The organism is Collinsella aerofaciens (genome assembly GCF_901212495.1).
GTDB lineage: Bacteria > Actinomycetota > Coriobacteriia > Coriobacteriales > Coriobacteriaceae > Collinsella > Collinsella aerofaciens_H.
In genome coordinates this window covers 1-15,668 of sequence record NZ_CAAKNY010000042.1, presented here as the reverse complement: position 1 = coordinate 15,668, position 15,668 = coordinate 1, and the positions used below count along the sequence as shown (strand labels likewise).

Sequence of the window (15,668 nt, the reverse complement as noted above, 5' to 3'; positions counted from 1 at the left end):
GGGACGGGGCTATTTTAGCTACCCCTGCCGCCAATCGGCCAACCCATTCGCGCTACCTGCTTGGGTAGCTAAAATAGCCCCGTCCCAAATTGACTACTCCCAATAGGCTAGTCGTGGAGAGCAGCGCCGAGGAAGTCGGTGTCGAAGGGCACGGCTTCGGCAAAGGCGTAGTCGCCGTCGCTGGCGATGAGCAGGTAGTTCCCCTCGCCGCCGAACTCCGCATCGCCACATGGGACCACCCAGGCGTGGGCGAATACCTCGAGTGCCGTGGCAGCGCAGTCGCGCAGGAACGTCACATCGCTCCCCTCGTTTGCGCTCACGATATTGGCCACGTAGATACCCCCGGGGTTCAGGCTGCCTCGCACCAAACGCAGCGCCTCAATCGTCGCCAGCTCGCGTACGGGCTCAGCACCGCCAAAGCAATCGCTCACGACCACGTCGTAGCGACGATGGCCCACGCTCGTCACACCCAGATACGAGCGAGCCTCAGCGGTAATCACTCGCAGGCGATCGCCCACCGCGTGCTCCAGCTCATCCAGGTAGAACCAACGGCGCGCCAAGCGCGTTACCTCTCCGTCATACTCGATAACGTCCATGCGCAGGCCCTCGTGCGACATCAGCGCAAATTTGGGATAGGCAAACCCGCCGCCGCCTAGCATAAGCATGCGGTCGACGCCGTGACCATAAGCGTCGCGCATTGCATCCTCGGCCTCAAACACGTCGTCAAACGCACGATAGTACGCAAAGACGGGCTCTGCCCAACGCTCGCCAACGTAACTCGCGCTTTGGTAGACGCCGCCTTGCACCAGCACGCGAATCTCATCGCCGCTCTCAGCGTGCACGCGCTTCACACGCGCCAGCCCATTGCGGGTTCGCGCAACCTGCAGGCAGGCAGCATGAACAGCGACGGCGGCCGCACCAAGCGCCGCAGCTCCCAGGGCAACGCCGGCAACGACGCCAGCAGAAACACTCGGCTTGTTCATCTAGAGCTCCTTTTGCAGATAGAGGCCATGGTCGTAAAAACCCAGATGGCGATAGTACTCGCGCGTACCGATCGCGCTGATCACGTTGATGTGCGAATACCCCGCGTCCCGAGCAATATGGCATGCACGCTCCACCAGCAACCGCCCCAGCCCATGGTGCTGGGCCGCCTGGCCTTGATCCCCCACGCGCGCCGCCATGCCATACACGTGCACCTCACGAATCATCGCCTCGTCCGGCCCCGTCGGCAGCTCGTCCGCGTGCGCGGCAACAAACGAACGGTCGGGCAACGACAGCCGCAAAAAACCCGCGATCTTGCCCTGCGGCGTCACCCACTGCAAAAAGCGCTCATAAGTCACCGGCGTCTCGTACGCCACTTCCTCATCGAGAGACAGCTCATCCAAGTCGGCACCCGCGGTACTGATCTCGCGATAGCGAATCTCGCGCACCGCCGCGCCTTCTCCGCGGCCCGCCAAGCGGTTCTCGACGAGTTGACGCAGGTTGGGCTTCTTGTTGCCCACCATGATGTCATCGGAACTAAAATCGCGGATCATGCGGCTGATACGGCAGAACGACGGCGTCACCACGATGTCGTCGGCCAGCACGTCGAGCAGCTCTTCCTCGGTATAGGGGCGCCACTCGCCGCGCTCATAGCAGCCCACCAGACGCGAGCCCTCGATGAGCGCACACGGGTAGACCTTGACCTCATCGGGCATAAAGGCCCCCTCGGTCATAAAGCGCTTGTAGTCGCGCTTGTCCCCTTCGGGCGTGGCGCCAAGCAAGTTGAGCATAAAGTGCGCGTGGATCTTAAAACCAAACAGGCGCGCGAGCGAAAACGCTCGCTCGATCTGTGCCACCGAAATACGGCGCTCGTTAATGTCGAGCAGGTGCTGGTCGAGACTCTGGATGCCCATCTGAATCTTGGTGCAGCCCAGGCGGCGAACAAGCGTAAGCGCTTGCGGCGTCACGGCATCGGGACGCGTCTCGATAACGAGTCCCACCACGCGATGCTTCGCCGTCTCGTTGATGCGCTGCTGACGTTCAAGCTCCTCCATCGTAGCGGTCTGCCACTCGGCAACCTCGCCCCACGGCGTGCCGGGACCGTACAGGCGACGCACCGCGCGGTTGTAGCCGCCCACGGCGGCATCCACACGCTCCTGCTCGTCGGCAACGCCGACAGTAAGCTCGGCCTCGCCTGTCGCAATGCCGGCGGCCCGATAGCGCTCGCGACGCTCCGCCACTACCGACGGAAGAGCATCGGCGGGAGCATCATCGAGCAGGCGCCCTGCCTCGGCACGACTGATACCCGGACGCGCCAGCATGGGATTGGCCGCCACGCCGGCCACGGCATCGTCATTGAGCGCGCGGAAGAGCTCCGACATAAACCAGGTCTGATAGCCTTCCGGATAGTCGCTCCAGGTGCCACCGAGCACGATGAGCTCGATCTTATCGGTCGCATGCCCCATCTGCGAAAGCGCGGTCAGACGAGCACTCACCTGCAGATACGGGTCGAAGCAGTTTTGCTCCGCACGGGCGCACGCCGGCTCGTCGTGCAGATAGCTTTTGGGCATGCGCAGGTCGCTGGGGCAAAACAGGCAATCGCCCGAACAGGGCCACGGCTTGGTGATGACGGTAATGGTCGCCACACCCGAAGCCGTGCGACGCGGCTTCATCCTCAGCACTCGCAGCAGCTGGCGTTCCAGATCGGCATCGACATTCCACGCAGCCCAACGAGCCGGCTCCTCGCGTTTAACCCGTTGGTAAAACGGCAGCAGACGGCGTTTGGCCAGATCGCGCTTGTCGGCACCCTCACGGCGCGCCTCGGCATGTATCAGTTTGACGAGCGCCTTGTCGTCCACGGTCTCGCCGCGACGCAGAGCATCGAGTATGTTCAAAATAATCTGTTCCATGACCCCATTGTAAAGGCAAAGGCGCCGGAGCCCGTCACGGCTCCGGCGCCTACATCAAACAGCGCGTATAAGCATCTATGTTTGCGGACTTAGCCCGCCGTCGTCATTCCGGATTGAACGACATGTCGCCCGAACCAACCGCAAAGCGATACGTGGCGGACTTATCGCCATTCTCGAACTCGAGGCTCGAAATCGCCTCGTCGTCGTAGCTATCTGGAAGGAAATCGCTCTCGAAGTCACCGCTACCCAGAGTAAGGCTCGCCGTAAAGCCCGTAGAGTTCGGAACCGCTACCTCCACATCGCCCGAGTCCACGCTTACGTTCATCGACTTCGCGGGGGCCTGGTAGAGCTCGAACGTCACATCGCCCGAACCGACCTCTGCACTGAGCGCATCAGTCACGCTGCCCGTAAACTCTACATCTCCCGCACCCAGGAAAAGGTCAAAACCATCACAGATGACACCGGCAATCTGCAAATCACCTGAGCCCACGTGCGCGTTGATCCCCTTCAGATGTTCGGCAACACGGCGCGGCAGCTCAACCGTAACCGAGCGATCGATTGCCTTACCGTCATCACTGCCAAACTGGGAAACCTTGAGCGTCGAGTCCTCGACGGATGCGATGTTTTGCGCCGCGGCCTTGGAGGCATCCATACCCTTGGCAACACGCCCCCGCTCGATAACGCGAGCCTTGTTGCCATCAACAACCTTGACGTCCACCGAAGCCGCATTGATATCGAAATCAAGGTAGCGGAACATATCGGCATCAAAAGTCGTACTCGAAAGCTGCTGAGGCTGAGCGGAATAGTTACCGTCATCCAAAAGATCGCCCTCGTCCACCACATCGTCCCTACCGGACAAGCTGGATACAACATCGTCGAGATCCCACGGGCCATCAAAATGAATCAATGTCCGCGAAACGCCAAATACAAGCCCAATGATGAGCACAAACGCCCCGATGCCAACGCCCAGGCGTACCTTGGATTCATGCGAAAGCTTCATCATTCGTCACCCTCTTTGGCAATCGGCTCGGCGGTGGTCGCGGTAGCCACGTCAGCATCAGGTTCCGCAGAAGCATCCTTCCCCTGGGCCTTGATCGCCACCGGTGCCGGACCAACCTGAATATCCCCGCGCGCCCAATCGCCATCGAGCGCACGCGCCACCCAGTGATAGATGGGAATCGTAAAGAAGATCAGCGCGGCAAAGGGGCTGGCACCAAAAAGGAGCATCAGCAAAAAGAACAGCAGCCAGCATACGGCCCAATACGGGAACGACTGGAAGGGGCCCTTCACCGGAGTCACACTGGTCGCACCGCCACTCGTCGCCTGCGCCGTAGCAGCATTGGCGGCCTGCGCACTCCAGCTTGCCGCTTGTGCCGCCTTAGCCGCAGCATCACTCGCCTGCGTTGCCGCTTCGGTGGCGCGCGCCGCCGCCTCATGGGTGCGGGCACGCTCTGCCGCCTCGGCCTCGCGCTGGCGGGCGCGGTCCTCGTTCTCAAACTCGATATCGTCCTCGATCTCATCGCTCGGATTGAGCAGCTCGTCCAGACTCACGCCATAGAGCTTGGCGAGCGAGATCAGGTTCTCGGTATCGGGCGAGCTCTCCGCGCGCTCCCATTTACTGACCGCCTGGCGCGACAGCCCCAGCTTTCGCGCCAGCCCTTCTTGGCTAAAGCCCTTGCTGCGGCGAAGGTCGGCGAGCCGCTGCGCAGTTTCTACATTCATGGTTCCTCCTATGCTTTTGCCAGCCGTGCCGCCGGACCGTTTATTTCTTAAGGCGCCTTGCACAGTTAAAAATCTATCCGCCACCGCCAAAATCATGCCACCTATTTTAGTGAGATTTTTGACAACCGGCGGTTGCGGGCACATATGAGCTGCGGAAATGTGTCCAAACAAAGCATTGATCCGCAGCTCGGTTGTCCCCGTTGCGGCGTTAACGGTAGTATGGTCGTATTGTTTATTCCACACCGCCAACGGAGGGAGTTCCGCGCCGTGAACCGCGATTTCGCCTCATCGCTCATCCAGCTCAACAATACGTTTTATCGCGAGCACTCCGCCTCCTTTTCCGATACGCGCCAGGCCCCGTGGCCCGGCTGGGTGCGCACCATGGATATCGCGCTCGAGCAGCTCGACGTCGCCACCATCGAGCATCCCGTCCGCGTCTTCGATCTTGCCTGCGGCAATATGCGATTCGAGAACTTTGCCGCCGGTGGCACGCTTGCCGCCAAAGGCGTCGACGGCGCGAGCCCCTCGGCGGATGCCAGCTGCCCGTTTGAATTCTACGGCGTCGACTCGTGCCAAGATTTGGCTATCGATGCGCGCGGCCACGCCCTGCGCATTCCCAACCTGCACTTCCAGGAACTCGACGTGCTCGACGCCCTCATGAAGCTCAACCCCGCCGAGACACCCGACGTGCTTTTCGACGCCCCGCTCGCCGACATCTCGGTTTGCTTTGGCTTTATGCACCACGTGCCGTCATGCGAGTACCGCGTACGCGTGCTCGACGCCCTGGTGCGCCAGACGCGCCCGGGCGGCATCATCGCCATCAGCTTTTGGGAGTTTATGAACGACGAGCGCATGGCGCGCAAGGCCGTTCGTGCCGAGGCACGCGCCGAGCTCACCCCGCCGTTTGAGGGCTACGATTCCGCGCAGTTTGAAGCCGGCGACCACCTCATTGGCTGGCAAAACGACCGCCACGCCTACCGCTATTGCCATCACTTTGACGATCAGCAGATCACCGACTTGGTGCGCGGCGTGCGCACGTTCTACAAGAGCGGCGAGGTCCCCGTACGCGAGCTTGAGCGCTTCCATGCCGACGGTCGCAGCGGCGATCTCAACCGCTATGTGATTCTCAAGCGTCTGTAGGCACCGACGACTCGCCGCCGAGCCGCGCCACATCTTTTGGGTAAGCTATGCCCATCCGTTTTCCAACCCACCGACGGAACGCGCAGCCACGCGTTCCACACTTATGACCAAGGAGCCTCATGGGAGCCGTCCACGTTCGCACGCCTAAGAACTTTGTGCTCGAGGAGCGCCTGGAACGCTACGCTGATGCGATTGAGACGAACCCCGAGGCATATGCCGAAGATTGGCGCAAGGCCTGCGCGCCCGCAGGCAGCAAGCCCTTCGAGCACCTTCATCTGGATCTTGGCTGCGGCAAAGGAACCTATCTGGTTGAGCGAGCTCACCGTGAACCCGACACCCTCTTTATCGGCATGGACCAGGAGCCCATCTGCATCGCCTATGCCGCGCAGAAAATCTGCGAGCAGGAGCTATCCAACGCACTCGTCCTGCCCCGAGGAGCCGCATCGCTTCCACAGTTGTTTGCCGCAGGCGAGCTCGATGCCATCACCATCAACTTTCCCACGCCGCAGCCCAAGGCCAAGTACGCCAAAAAACGCCTTGTCCATGTCGACCATCTGATGCTCTACCGCCCGCTCTTTGCAGCCGGCGCCACCGTCACGCTGCGAACCGACAGTAAGCCATTGCGCGACTACGCCCTGGGGCAGTTTGCCGCGGCCGGCTACGACACGCTTTGGGTAAGCGACGATGTCCGCCGCGACCATCCCGAGCATCCCGAAACCGAATACGAGCGCCGCACGCGCGAGATGGGCGCCGCCGTCTATGGCATTTGCGCCACACCCGGCGCGCAGCCCAGCAATGAACAGCTCACGGCGGGCCGCATGCAGGAGCAAAGCCTTGCGTGCTACCTGCCCGATAACCTCGATGGGCTCACCTACGTGCCCCTCGGCATGGAAGAGGCCGTCGAGAACTTTAAAAACCGCGCCCGGAAAGGCAAGAAGCGCTTACCGCAGGAGTCCCAGGGGCTTTTGGCGGTCGCTACGCCGGCAACCAAGCGGCAAATAGGCGCCGACGGACGGTCCTCGAATCTAAGTGAGTAGACTTTTTGGCAATAGCCGAGCACAGCCTGCATGGCGAAAACTAAAACCGCAGGTAGAGATCTTGCGTAAAAGCCATGTGCTCGCGAAATCGCAAAAAGTCTACTCACTTAGCTGGCGGCTGCGCCAAACGGCCGGGCAGAACGCCCATTTCCTGCATTTTCTTGCCTGCGAACGCATCGATGCGACGCTACGCCATAATGGATGGCGGACAAACGGCGAGAGAAAGCAACCACATGGCACAGACCACGACTGATACCGCCGCCAGCACCGTCTCCGGCGCCGGCGCCGCCAGCTCATTCTCGGGCGGCACAGGAACCGAAGCCGAGTTTGGCTCGCTCGGCGCACTCTCCCCCACCTGGTGGGAACCCGAAGACGGCAGCGAGCCCGAACCATGGCTCACGCCCGACCAGGCCTTCGAGCGCTTCTTTGAATGGACGAGCCATCGCGGTATTGAGCTGTGGGACCACCAAGAAGAGGCCCTCATGGATCTAGCCGCCGGCGATCACGTCATTCTGGGCACGCCGACCGGATCGGGCAAGTCGCTTGTCGCGCTGGGCATGCTCTTTATGGGCATGGCGCAGGGTAAACGTTGCTATTACACGGCCCCTATCAAGGCCCTGGTCAGCGAAAAGTTTTTCGACTTGGTGCAGGTGCTCGGCCGCGATAACGTCGGTATGATCACCGGCGACACACATATCAATACCAAGGCGCCCGTCATCTGCTGCACGGCCGAAATCCTTGCCAACGATGCACTCCGCGAGGGCGAGGGCGCCGACGTAGGCTGCGTCGCCATGGACGAGTTCCACTATTTTGCCGACCCCGACCGCGGCTGGGCCTGGCAGGTGCCGCTGCTCACCCTGCCCCACACGCAATTCATGCTCATGAGCGCCACGCTCGGCGATGTCACCGCGATTGCCGCCTCGCTCGAAGAACACACTGGCGCTACCTGCGACTTGGTCATCGATGCCCCGCGTCCTGTTCCGCTGAGTTACGACTACGTGACGACCTCGCTCGAGGGCACCGTCGAGCTCGCGATGCGCGGCGGCGAGGCCCCGCTCTACATCGTGCACTTTAGCCAGGATGCCGCCCTTGCGACGGCGCAGTCGCTCGCCAATTTTGGCATCGCCAGCAAGGAGCAACGCGAGGCTATTAAGGAAGCCGCCAAAGGCACGAGCTTCTCCACGGCTTTTGGCAAGATCCTCAAGCGCTTGCTCGGCTGCGGCGTCGGCGTGCACCACGCCGGTATGCTGCCGCGCTATCGCCTGCTGGTCGAGCGCTTGGCGCAGCAGGGCCTGCTGCCCGTCATTTGCGGCACCGACACACTCGGCGTCGGCATCAACGTGCCCATCCACACCGTGGTCCTCACCGCGCTCACCAAGTTCGACGGATACAAGATGCGTCGCCTGCGCGCCCGTGAGTTCCACCAGATTGCCGGTCGTGCCGGCCGCTCGGGCTTCGATACCGAGGGCATGGTCATCGCCGAGGCACCCGAGCACGAGATCGAGAATGCCAAGCTTATGGCCAAGGCGGGCGACGACCCCAAAAAGCTCCGCAAGATTAAAAAGAAAAAAGCCCCCGAGGGCTTTGTCACCTGGAACAAGCAGACCTTTGAGCGCCTGATCGAGACGCAGCCCGAAACGCTCAAGCCGCGCCTTCGCATCACACACTCCATGGTGATTAGCGTGGTCGAGCAGGGCGGCGACGCCCGCGCCCGCGTGCACGACCTCATCGAGACAAGCCTGCAAACCCCCGAGGAAAAGGCCAAGCTCGAGGTTCGTGCCGACGAGATCTTCGCCACGCTCATCGACTCCGGCGTCGTCGTGCGCACCGAGGTGCCGCCCGCACCCGACACTCCGGCTGACGCCGCGCCAGACATCGACTATGCGCTGACGGTCGATCTGCCCGAGGACTTCGCGCTCGATCAGCCGCTCTCGCCATTCTTGCTTGCCGCGTTGGAGCTGCTCGACCCCGAGAGCGAGACCTATACCATGGATCTCATCTCAATGGTCGAGGCAACGCTCGAAGATCCCAAGCAGGTGCTACGCGCACAGGAGCGCGCCGCACGCGATCGCGCTATGGCCGAAATGAAGGCCGACGGCGTCGACTATGAGGAACGTCTGGAGCGCATCCAGGATGTCACCTACGAAAAGCCGCTCGAGGACTTGCTCGATGCCGCCTTCGACAAGTACTGCCAGGAAGTACCCTGGGCCAACGACTACCAGCTCTCGCCCAAGAGCGTCCTGCGCGACATGCTGGAGAGCGCGAGCGACTTTAAGGGTTACATTCAAAAGCTCGGCATCGCCCGCTCCGAAGGCATTTTGCTGCGCTACCTGGCAGAGGCCTACCGTTCTCTCGACCGTACCGTGCCCATCGAAAAGCGCGACGAGCGCCTGTGCGACATTATCTCGTGGCTGGGCTTTGTAGTGCGCTCGGTGGACTCGAGCCTGGTGGACGAGTGGGAGAACGCCGGCAACCCGGCAGCCCTCGACACCGCGCCGCCGCAGGGCATCGACGAGGTCGTGGCGGATCGCCGCGGCTGCACGCTGCTGGTGCGCAACGCGCTCTTCCGCCGCGTGACCCTTGCCGCCCGCGAGCACGTGCGCGACCTGGGCGAGCTCGACGACGACTGGGGCATGAGCGAGATCCGCTGGCAAAAGGCGCTCGATGCCTACCATGAGCAGCATGAGGAGATTCTCACCGACGGAGATGCCCGCAGCGCCGCAATGTTATCCATCGATGAGTCCGACGAGAAGACTGCACACGTGTGGCACGTGCACCAGATCTTTGCCGACGAGGATGGCGACCACGATTTTGGCATCATGGGCGATGTCGATCTGGACGCCACGCAAGACGGTGGCGAGGTCATCTTCAAAAACTACCGCGTCGGCTTTATCGAGGACCTGCTCGAGGACTAGTCCCCATGCAAAGCGCAGCGACCGGCTCGTCTACACACGAAAACAGCTAGCGCCGGGGGCATCAAGGTGCCTCCGGCGCTAAACATGACAAAATAAACTTGTGGACTTTTATCACATGCGGCCGCAGTAGGCATCGCGGGCGATGTTGACCAAGTCCTGCTTGGATACGGCACGTGGGTTGGACGGCGTACAGCGGTCGTGCTGGGCTGCCTCGGCGATGCCGGAGAGCTCGGTCTCGAACGCCGCCGACTCAAACTGCGGCAGGTCGGACAGGGTATTCTCGACACCCAGGCACTCGCGTAGCTCAAGCACGCGGGCAAGAAGCTCGTCGGCATCGGCCATACCCAAATCGTGAGCTAGGCGGTCATACGGCTCGCGATATTTGGGCTCGCTCATATGGAACCGCATCACATAGGGCAGCAAGATGGCGTTCAAGCGGCCGTGGGCCACATGGAAGCGTCCGCCCAGAGCATGTGCCAGCGAATGGTTAATGCCCAGGCCGGCGTTGGTGAAGGCGATACCTGCCGAGCAAGAGGCCTCGATCATGCGCATACGGCTGCGCATGGCAAGACCGTCGCGATAGACCACCGGCAGGTCCTCAAACACAATGGAGGCAGCCTTTACGGCGAGTGCATCGGTAAACGGCGTGGCGGCGTTAGAGACATAGGCCTCGATGGCGTGTGTCAGTACGTCAAGACCGGTATCGGCCGTGATCTTTGCCGGCACGGTCTTGGTGAAATCGGCCTCGAGCAGGGCGCCGTCGGGGGCCAGGAAATCGTCGATCAGCACAACCTTGTTCTCGCCACGCGTGATGACGGCAAAGTTGGTAACTTCCGAACCCGTACCTGCCGTGGTAGGAATGGCCAAGAAATACGGCTTGGCCATACCATACTCGTGGGCAAAATACAAAATCGCCTTCGTCGCGTCGATGCACGAGCCGCCACCAAACGCGATAACCATATCCGGATGCACGCGCTCCACCACGGTCACGCCCGCATCGACAAGCTCCTGGCTCGGGTCGGGCTTAACGTCGGAATACGTCTGATAGCGTGCGCCCGCGGGCAGGTGCTGAGCCATCTTGGCGACCATGCCCGAGGACTCCAAAAAGCCATCGGTGATAATCAGCACGTTGCGATAGGTCAGGCCCTCAAGATGATTGATGGCCTGCGACCCAAAAAACAATTCGGTCGTGAGCTTAAAGCCCTGCATGAGAGCCCCTTTCGATTTTTACATGGGAGTCGTCGCGTCGTTACCGCTCAACGGGCAAAAGAACCTCGGCGACAAAAAGATCTTGATTGTAAGTGGTCCAGTAGTCGGTCACAAAGCGCTCGAACACGCCATCGGCCGGCTTAAAACCGTTTGCGAGCGCATAATCGCGCACGCGTCGATGGGCCTCGCCGATATTCTCGAACGGGCCCGTATGATACGTGGAGAGATACATGCCGCTTTTCACCGTCATGCGATTCTCCTCGGCAATGGGACGCAGCGCATGCTGCACGACCGTGACCTCGGAATGCTTCTGGGCGTGGTCGGGTTCGCAGCACGCATCGAAGCTGCTGTGATGCAAGATCACGGGGCCAGTGATCACGTTATCGTGCTCCTCGACAAACGAGGTGAAATCGAGGTTGATGATCGCATCGGCATGGTTGCCCCAGAAGTGATACGGCATGGCCAAAAACTCCTGGCCGGAGAAGTACTTGAGGCTGACGTCCTTTGGCTTGACCGAAAGGACAAAATTGGCCTCGTCGATAAGCCCCATCCAATCCCGAATGGTATGGCGGCACTCCTCAAGACGGGTCATCTCGCGCGTGCAGGCATCGGCATGAGTACCAAGCATTCCCTTGATCTTGTCAAAGCTCTGCGCCTCAAACAATTCGGAGACCTCGTCGAGCGAGAAACCCATCATCTTGAGATAGTTGATGATGGGAATGCGCAAAATCGTCTCGAGCGAGTAATAGCGGTATTTATTATCCCCTATGCAATCGGGCTGGAGAAGATTGAGCTTGTCGTAATGGCGCAGCGTACGAGACGTGATACCGCACAGCTGGCTTGCCTCGCCAATACCCAAAAGCTGACCGTTGTGCAGCTCGTCATCGCTCACATGAGTCATCTTTACGCCTCCAGAACACGTTGAATGAGTACGGCATTCACATAGGTATCCAAAATAGGATTCACGTGGTCGCTCAGCTGGCGTTGCAACCCGTCACGCAAACACGTGAGTGTAGACAGCGAATAGCTTTGAATCTCACAGACATAATAACCAATCGAAGAGATGAGTTTTGGCTGCGTTATCGATCCCCTCACATGCTGCGCCGTCGCGGGAAGCTCGCACTGTGCGATATCGAGCATGCTTCGCAGCGCACCCTCTATCTCGTCGAGCACGCAGCACTTAACCGGCGAAGGAGCCTCCAGACGTCCCGACCAATCGCGCGCAAACGCCACAGGATCGGTCGCCTCCATCATGCGTGCGTACTTCTCGCGAATCACATTGCGGCCCGCCGCATCGGCAGCCACCACGTCATCGCGTACAGCCATGATGGACTCGCGAGGAAAACTCAGGTACTGGGCAACGCGATGGACAAAGAACCCCATCGCGTCGTCTTGGCAGGCGGCGCGTCCACTCATACCCTGAACGGTGTCGAAATGTACCCATTCAAGCTGCACGAGCTCCCGCAACGCAGAGATTTCCGCATGAGCAAGGCCCTTGTCTTCGAGCAACTTCTCGACCGCCGGCATATTGAAAAACGCCGACATGCCTTGTCGAAGTGCGGAGCATGACGTCCTGCAATCTCCCAATGCCAACCCCCTATCGGTATCCGCCGGCCGCAAGCGGACAGGCAGCAAGATACGGATCTCTCAACGAGCCCTGGATGTCCAAGGCGACATCGAGCAAAAAGTCACTGCCGCACGACGTCCAGCCGACCAAGCGAGCAGATGCACCAACCGTCTGGCAAAGCGCCTCGACATCATCTTGGTTAACCTGCTCCACCGGCGCCGCGGCGATGGAGCGCACGGCATCGAGCACCGGCGCAGGCGCGCACGCGCGCTCGGCAAGCGAACGATACGCCCACTTGTAGTACGGCATGTACGTATGGGCGAGCAGATGAAACGCCGCCATGGCGCTTGTCAAAAACTCACTGCGCGCCGCCTGGGCAGCGACGGCATCTTTGCGCTTAAGGCAGCGCGGAAGGTTGTACTGGCCCGCCTGCGCCATGGAGGCGCAGTGGGCAGCAAACTTCTTACGCATGACCTCGTCTGGATAAAATCCCTGGTACACCGCGCGCATGGCGGAGAACTCGCCACTCGGATCAGCAAAAACCTCGCCGGAGGTAACCTGAGCGAGAAGCTGCTCGGGAATGGCGAGCCACTCCTTTGCACACTGCGGTGCACGAGAAAGACCGGTGTAGAGACGATGGAACGCCTGCGTCTCAAAGACCCCCACGCGCTTGCCCGCCATCTGCGTCTGCTGGCGCGTAAAACCTTTAAAACTTACAGGCAAAAGGTCGTAGCGGCGCTGAAGCTCCGACCCCCACTCCTCATACACATCGGTAGAAAGCCACACGCAGAAGCCGGGACCAAAGTCGTGGTCGCGCGAAATCTCGTCGTCGAAGCCCAGGCATTCCGATCCCTCTCCAACGAGACCCAGCGCGGCGCGGTAACGAACGTCGCTCGGTAGCCCCTCGAATAGGGATGGCGCGTAGAGCTCGCAATACGAACGAGAAAGCTCAAGACCTGTCACAACTTCACCCCGCTTCCACGCGTTTGGCTACAAGAAAAACTAGATGCCCTTGAAGGCATTCGTGAGCTCGTGAATCATCTTCTGGAGCTCGTCGGCGTCGATGACGTCGTTGGGCTTGGCGCCTGCAAGAGCGTCGGGAGATACGTCGGTGCAGTTGCAACCCACCGAGTAGTTGATGCCCGAGACCGGATGGGGCTTCGAGTCGCAGCAGCCCGTGCCGGACGCGGCATCACAGCAACCGGCACTGGAAGCTGCAGCCTCGGTATGATGCGCCGCCAGGTCGGGATGCCACTTGGCAAACAGCTCATCGTGAGCCACAACCTCGTCGGGCTCGATCAGGCCATTGACCACGCGCTTCACGTTGATGAGATGCTGCGGGCCCACGTTCTCGGAAACGGAGCTGCCGCCCCAGGTGCCGCAGCCCAGCGTGAGCGCGACGTCAAGACCGGTGATGACGCCCGTACCGCCCTGGGATCCGCCGGTGTTCACCAGGATGCGGGAAGCCGGCTTGACGGAGAACTTGCGCACCATGTCCTTATCGGTGGTGTGGATGCTCATGGTATGGCCGATGCCATTTTGCAGCAGCTCGATGGAGAGCTCGCAGGCCTCTTCCCAGTTGGAGACGGTATAGAAGCCCAAAACAGTGGTGAGCTTCTCGTAGGACAGCGGCCAGGCATCGCCCACGCCGTGCTGCTCGCCAATAAGCACACGAGTGCCCTCGGGGATCGTGATACCAGCCGCCTGCGCGATCGACTGCGGGCTGTGACCCACGAACTTGGGGCTCATGGAGTGACCGTTGCGGAAAAGCAGAGCGCAAACCTTCTTGCACTCCTCCTCGGTCATGAAGTAGCCGCCCTGAGCGCGGAACTCAGCCATCACGGCATCGCGATTGCAGGTCTCGCAGATGATACTCTGCTCGGAAGCGCAGATCGTGCCGTAGTCAAACGTCTTGGAGGCAAGGATGCGACGGACGGCATCGTGCACGTTGGCGGTGCGCTCGATATAGGCAGGCGAGTTGCCAGCACCCACGCCCAGTGCGGGCTTGCCGGAGCTGTAGGCAGCCTTGACCATGCCGGGGCCGCCGGTAGCGATAATCATGGCAACCTCGGGAGCATGCATGAGCTCGTTGGTGGCAGCCATGGAAGAAAGCGTGATGCCCTGGATCACGTTCTCGGGGGCACCCGCCTCGACAGCCGCCTGGTTCATGAGCTGGATGGCCATGCCCGTGCACTTGGCGGCAGCGGGATGCGGCGAAAAGACGATAGCGTTACGCGCCTTGAGGGCGATCATCGCCTTGTAGATGACCGTAGAGGTGGGGTTGGTGGAGGGAACGATGCCCATCAGCAGGCCAACCGGCTCGGCGATGGAGATGACCTGATTCTTCTCGTCGGCGTCGATAACGCCAATGGTCTTCTTGTCGCGGATCTCCTCATAGAGCAAGGCGCTGGCGATATGGTTCTTGTACACCTTGTCGCAAACCTTGCCAAAGCCCGTCTCCTCGACAGCCATGCTGGCGAGCACCTGGGCGTTTTCCTCGGCAACCTCCACCATGTTACGGAGGATGCGGTCGATCCGCTCCTCGTCGTAATGAGCAAGCTGGTTCGCAGCGATCTTACCCTTACGGGCGAGGTCGCGAACCGCCTGGATGCTCTGAAGATCGAAATCGTAGTCCTGCATGAGACTCCTTTCGAATCAATCGGATAGAACAGCTCGTGCGGACGCGCGATTATGCGGCGCCGCCGGGCAGGATGGACTCGACGGAGCCGTCGGGGCGCGGGATGACGTGCACGGAGATGAGCTCGCCCACGCGCTGGGCGGCGGCTGCGCCCGCGTCGGTTGCCGCCTTGACGGCGCCCACGTCGCCGCGGACGAAGACGGTCACGAGGCCGCCGCCGACGCGCTCCTTGCCGACGAGGGTGACGTTTGCGGCCTTGACCATGGCGTCGGCGGCCTCGACGGAGCCGATCAGTCCACGGGTCTCGATCATGCCGAGGGCCTGGGTAGCGTTAGACATGGTTCCTCCTTAAAGGTGCGGGCGTGTGCCCGCATGTAGTGTTGCAAAAGCCGTAAATAGCCGGCGTGCCCGCTCAGACGCTTATGGTGACAGGCGTGCAGGCATTCGCAGCAAGGGAACGTGACAACATGTGGCACAGAGAGTGCCAGGCATCCCGATCGGAGCCGCAGACACGCTTGGGCGGCCCCGTTCGGATAGCTAGCCTTTNNN

At 61.0% G+C, this 15,668-nt stretch carries 13 protein-coding genes; 3 read left to right on the top strand and 10 right to left on the bottom strand.

The window, feature by feature from the left end; translation table 11 throughout:
- Positions 1–107: 107 nt before the first annotated feature.
- From SFLMC1_RS05035 to SFLMC1_RS05020, 4 genes are all read right to left on the bottom strand, one after another.
- Complete coding sequence (locus SFLMC1_RS05035; RefSeq protein WP_152074339.1) at positions 108–983, bottom strand: spermidine synthase; 876 nt, start codon at positions 981–983, stop codon at positions 108–110.
- The gene (locus tag SFLMC1_RS05030; protein ID WP_152074338.1) at positions 984–2,891 is read right to left on the bottom strand and encodes an elongator complex protein 3; all 1,908 of its coding nucleotides are present in this window, start codon (positions 2,889–2,891) and stop codon (positions 984–986) included.
- A 103-nt stretch (positions 2,892–2,994) separates the two neighbouring features.
- Positions 2,995–3,891: a DUF4097 family beta strand repeat-containing protein gene (locus SFLMC1_RS05025; protein ID WP_187323867.1), complete on the bottom strand. Its 897-nt coding sequence runs from the start codon at positions 3,889–3,891 to the stop codon at positions 2,995–2,997.
- Positions 3,891–4,613, bottom strand: coding sequence for a helix-turn-helix domain-containing protein (locus SFLMC1_RS05020; protein ID WP_152074336.1), 723 nt, complete (start codon positions 4,611–4,613; stop codon positions 3,891–3,893). Before SFLMC1_RS05020 ends, SFLMC1_RS05025 begins: the two co-directional genes overlap by 1 nt.
- Positions 4,614–4,880: 267 nt before the next feature.
- Here SFLMC1_RS05020 and SFLMC1_RS05015 point away from each other — a divergent pair, with 267 nt between their 5' ends.
- From SFLMC1_RS05015 to SFLMC1_RS05005, 3 genes are all read left to right on the top strand, one after another.
- Positions 4,881–5,753, top strand: a complete 873-nt coding sequence (locus SFLMC1_RS05015) for a hypothetical protein (protein WP_152074335.1) — start codon at positions 4,881–4,883, stop codon at positions 5,751–5,753.
- Positions 5,754–5,872: 119 nt separating this feature from the next.
- Positions 5,873–6,790 (top strand): tRNA (guanine(46)-N(7))-methyltransferase TrmB, encoded by a 918-nt coding sequence (locus tag SFLMC1_RS05010; protein WP_226814271.1) that lies wholly within the window; start codon positions 5,873–5,875, stop codon positions 6,788–6,790.
- Between the two features lie 233 nt (positions 6,791–7,023).
- Positions 7,024–9,705 (top strand): DEAD/DEAH box helicase, encoded by a 2,682-nt coding sequence (locus SFLMC1_RS05005; protein WP_152074334.1) that lies wholly within the window; start codon positions 7,024–7,026, stop codon positions 9,703–9,705.
- Between the two features lie 111 nt (positions 9,706–9,816).
- On the opposite strand, the gene SFLMC1_RS05000 is transcribed toward SFLMC1_RS05005, so the two are convergent.
- Genes SFLMC1_RS05000 through SFLMC1_RS04975 form a run of 6 tightly spaced genes read right to left on the bottom strand, consistent with a single transcriptional unit; the run spans position 9,817 to position 15,458 of the window.
- Positions 9,817–10,914, bottom strand: a complete 1,098-nt coding sequence (locus SFLMC1_RS05000; protein ID WP_152074333.1) for a 1-propanol dehydrogenase PduQ — start codon at positions 10,912–10,914, stop codon at positions 9,817–9,819.
- Between the two features lie 40 nt (positions 10,915–10,954).
- A complete protein-coding gene (locus SFLMC1_RS04995) occupies positions 10,955–11,815 on the bottom strand; it encodes a MerR family transcriptional regulator (RefSeq protein ID WP_152074332.1) in 861 nt (286 codons plus the stop codon).
- A 2-nt stretch (positions 11,816–11,817) separates the two neighbouring features.
- A complete protein-coding gene (locus SFLMC1_RS04990; protein ID WP_152074331.1) occupies positions 11,818–12,459 on the bottom strand; it encodes a DUF4125 family protein in 642 nt (213 codons plus the stop codon).
- Between the two features lie 52 nt (positions 12,460–12,511).
- On the bottom strand, positions 12,512–13,444 hold the full coding sequence (locus SFLMC1_RS04985) for a DUF4037 domain-containing protein (RefSeq protein WP_152074330.1): 933 nt from the start codon (positions 13,442–13,444) through the stop codon (positions 12,512–12,514).
- Positions 13,445–13,483: 39 nt separating this feature from the next.
- On the bottom strand, positions 13,484–15,121 hold the full coding sequence (locus SFLMC1_RS04980) for an acetaldehyde dehydrogenase (acetylating) (RefSeq protein WP_152074329.1): 1,638 nt from the start codon (positions 15,119–15,121) through the stop codon (positions 13,484–13,486).
- Positions 15,122–15,170: 49 nt separating this feature from the next.
- On the bottom strand, positions 15,171–15,458 hold the full coding sequence (locus tag SFLMC1_RS04975; RefSeq protein WP_075844702.1) for a BMC domain-containing protein: 288 nt from the start codon (positions 15,456–15,458) through the stop codon (positions 15,171–15,173).
- Positions 15,459–15,668 lie beyond the last annotated feature (210 nt).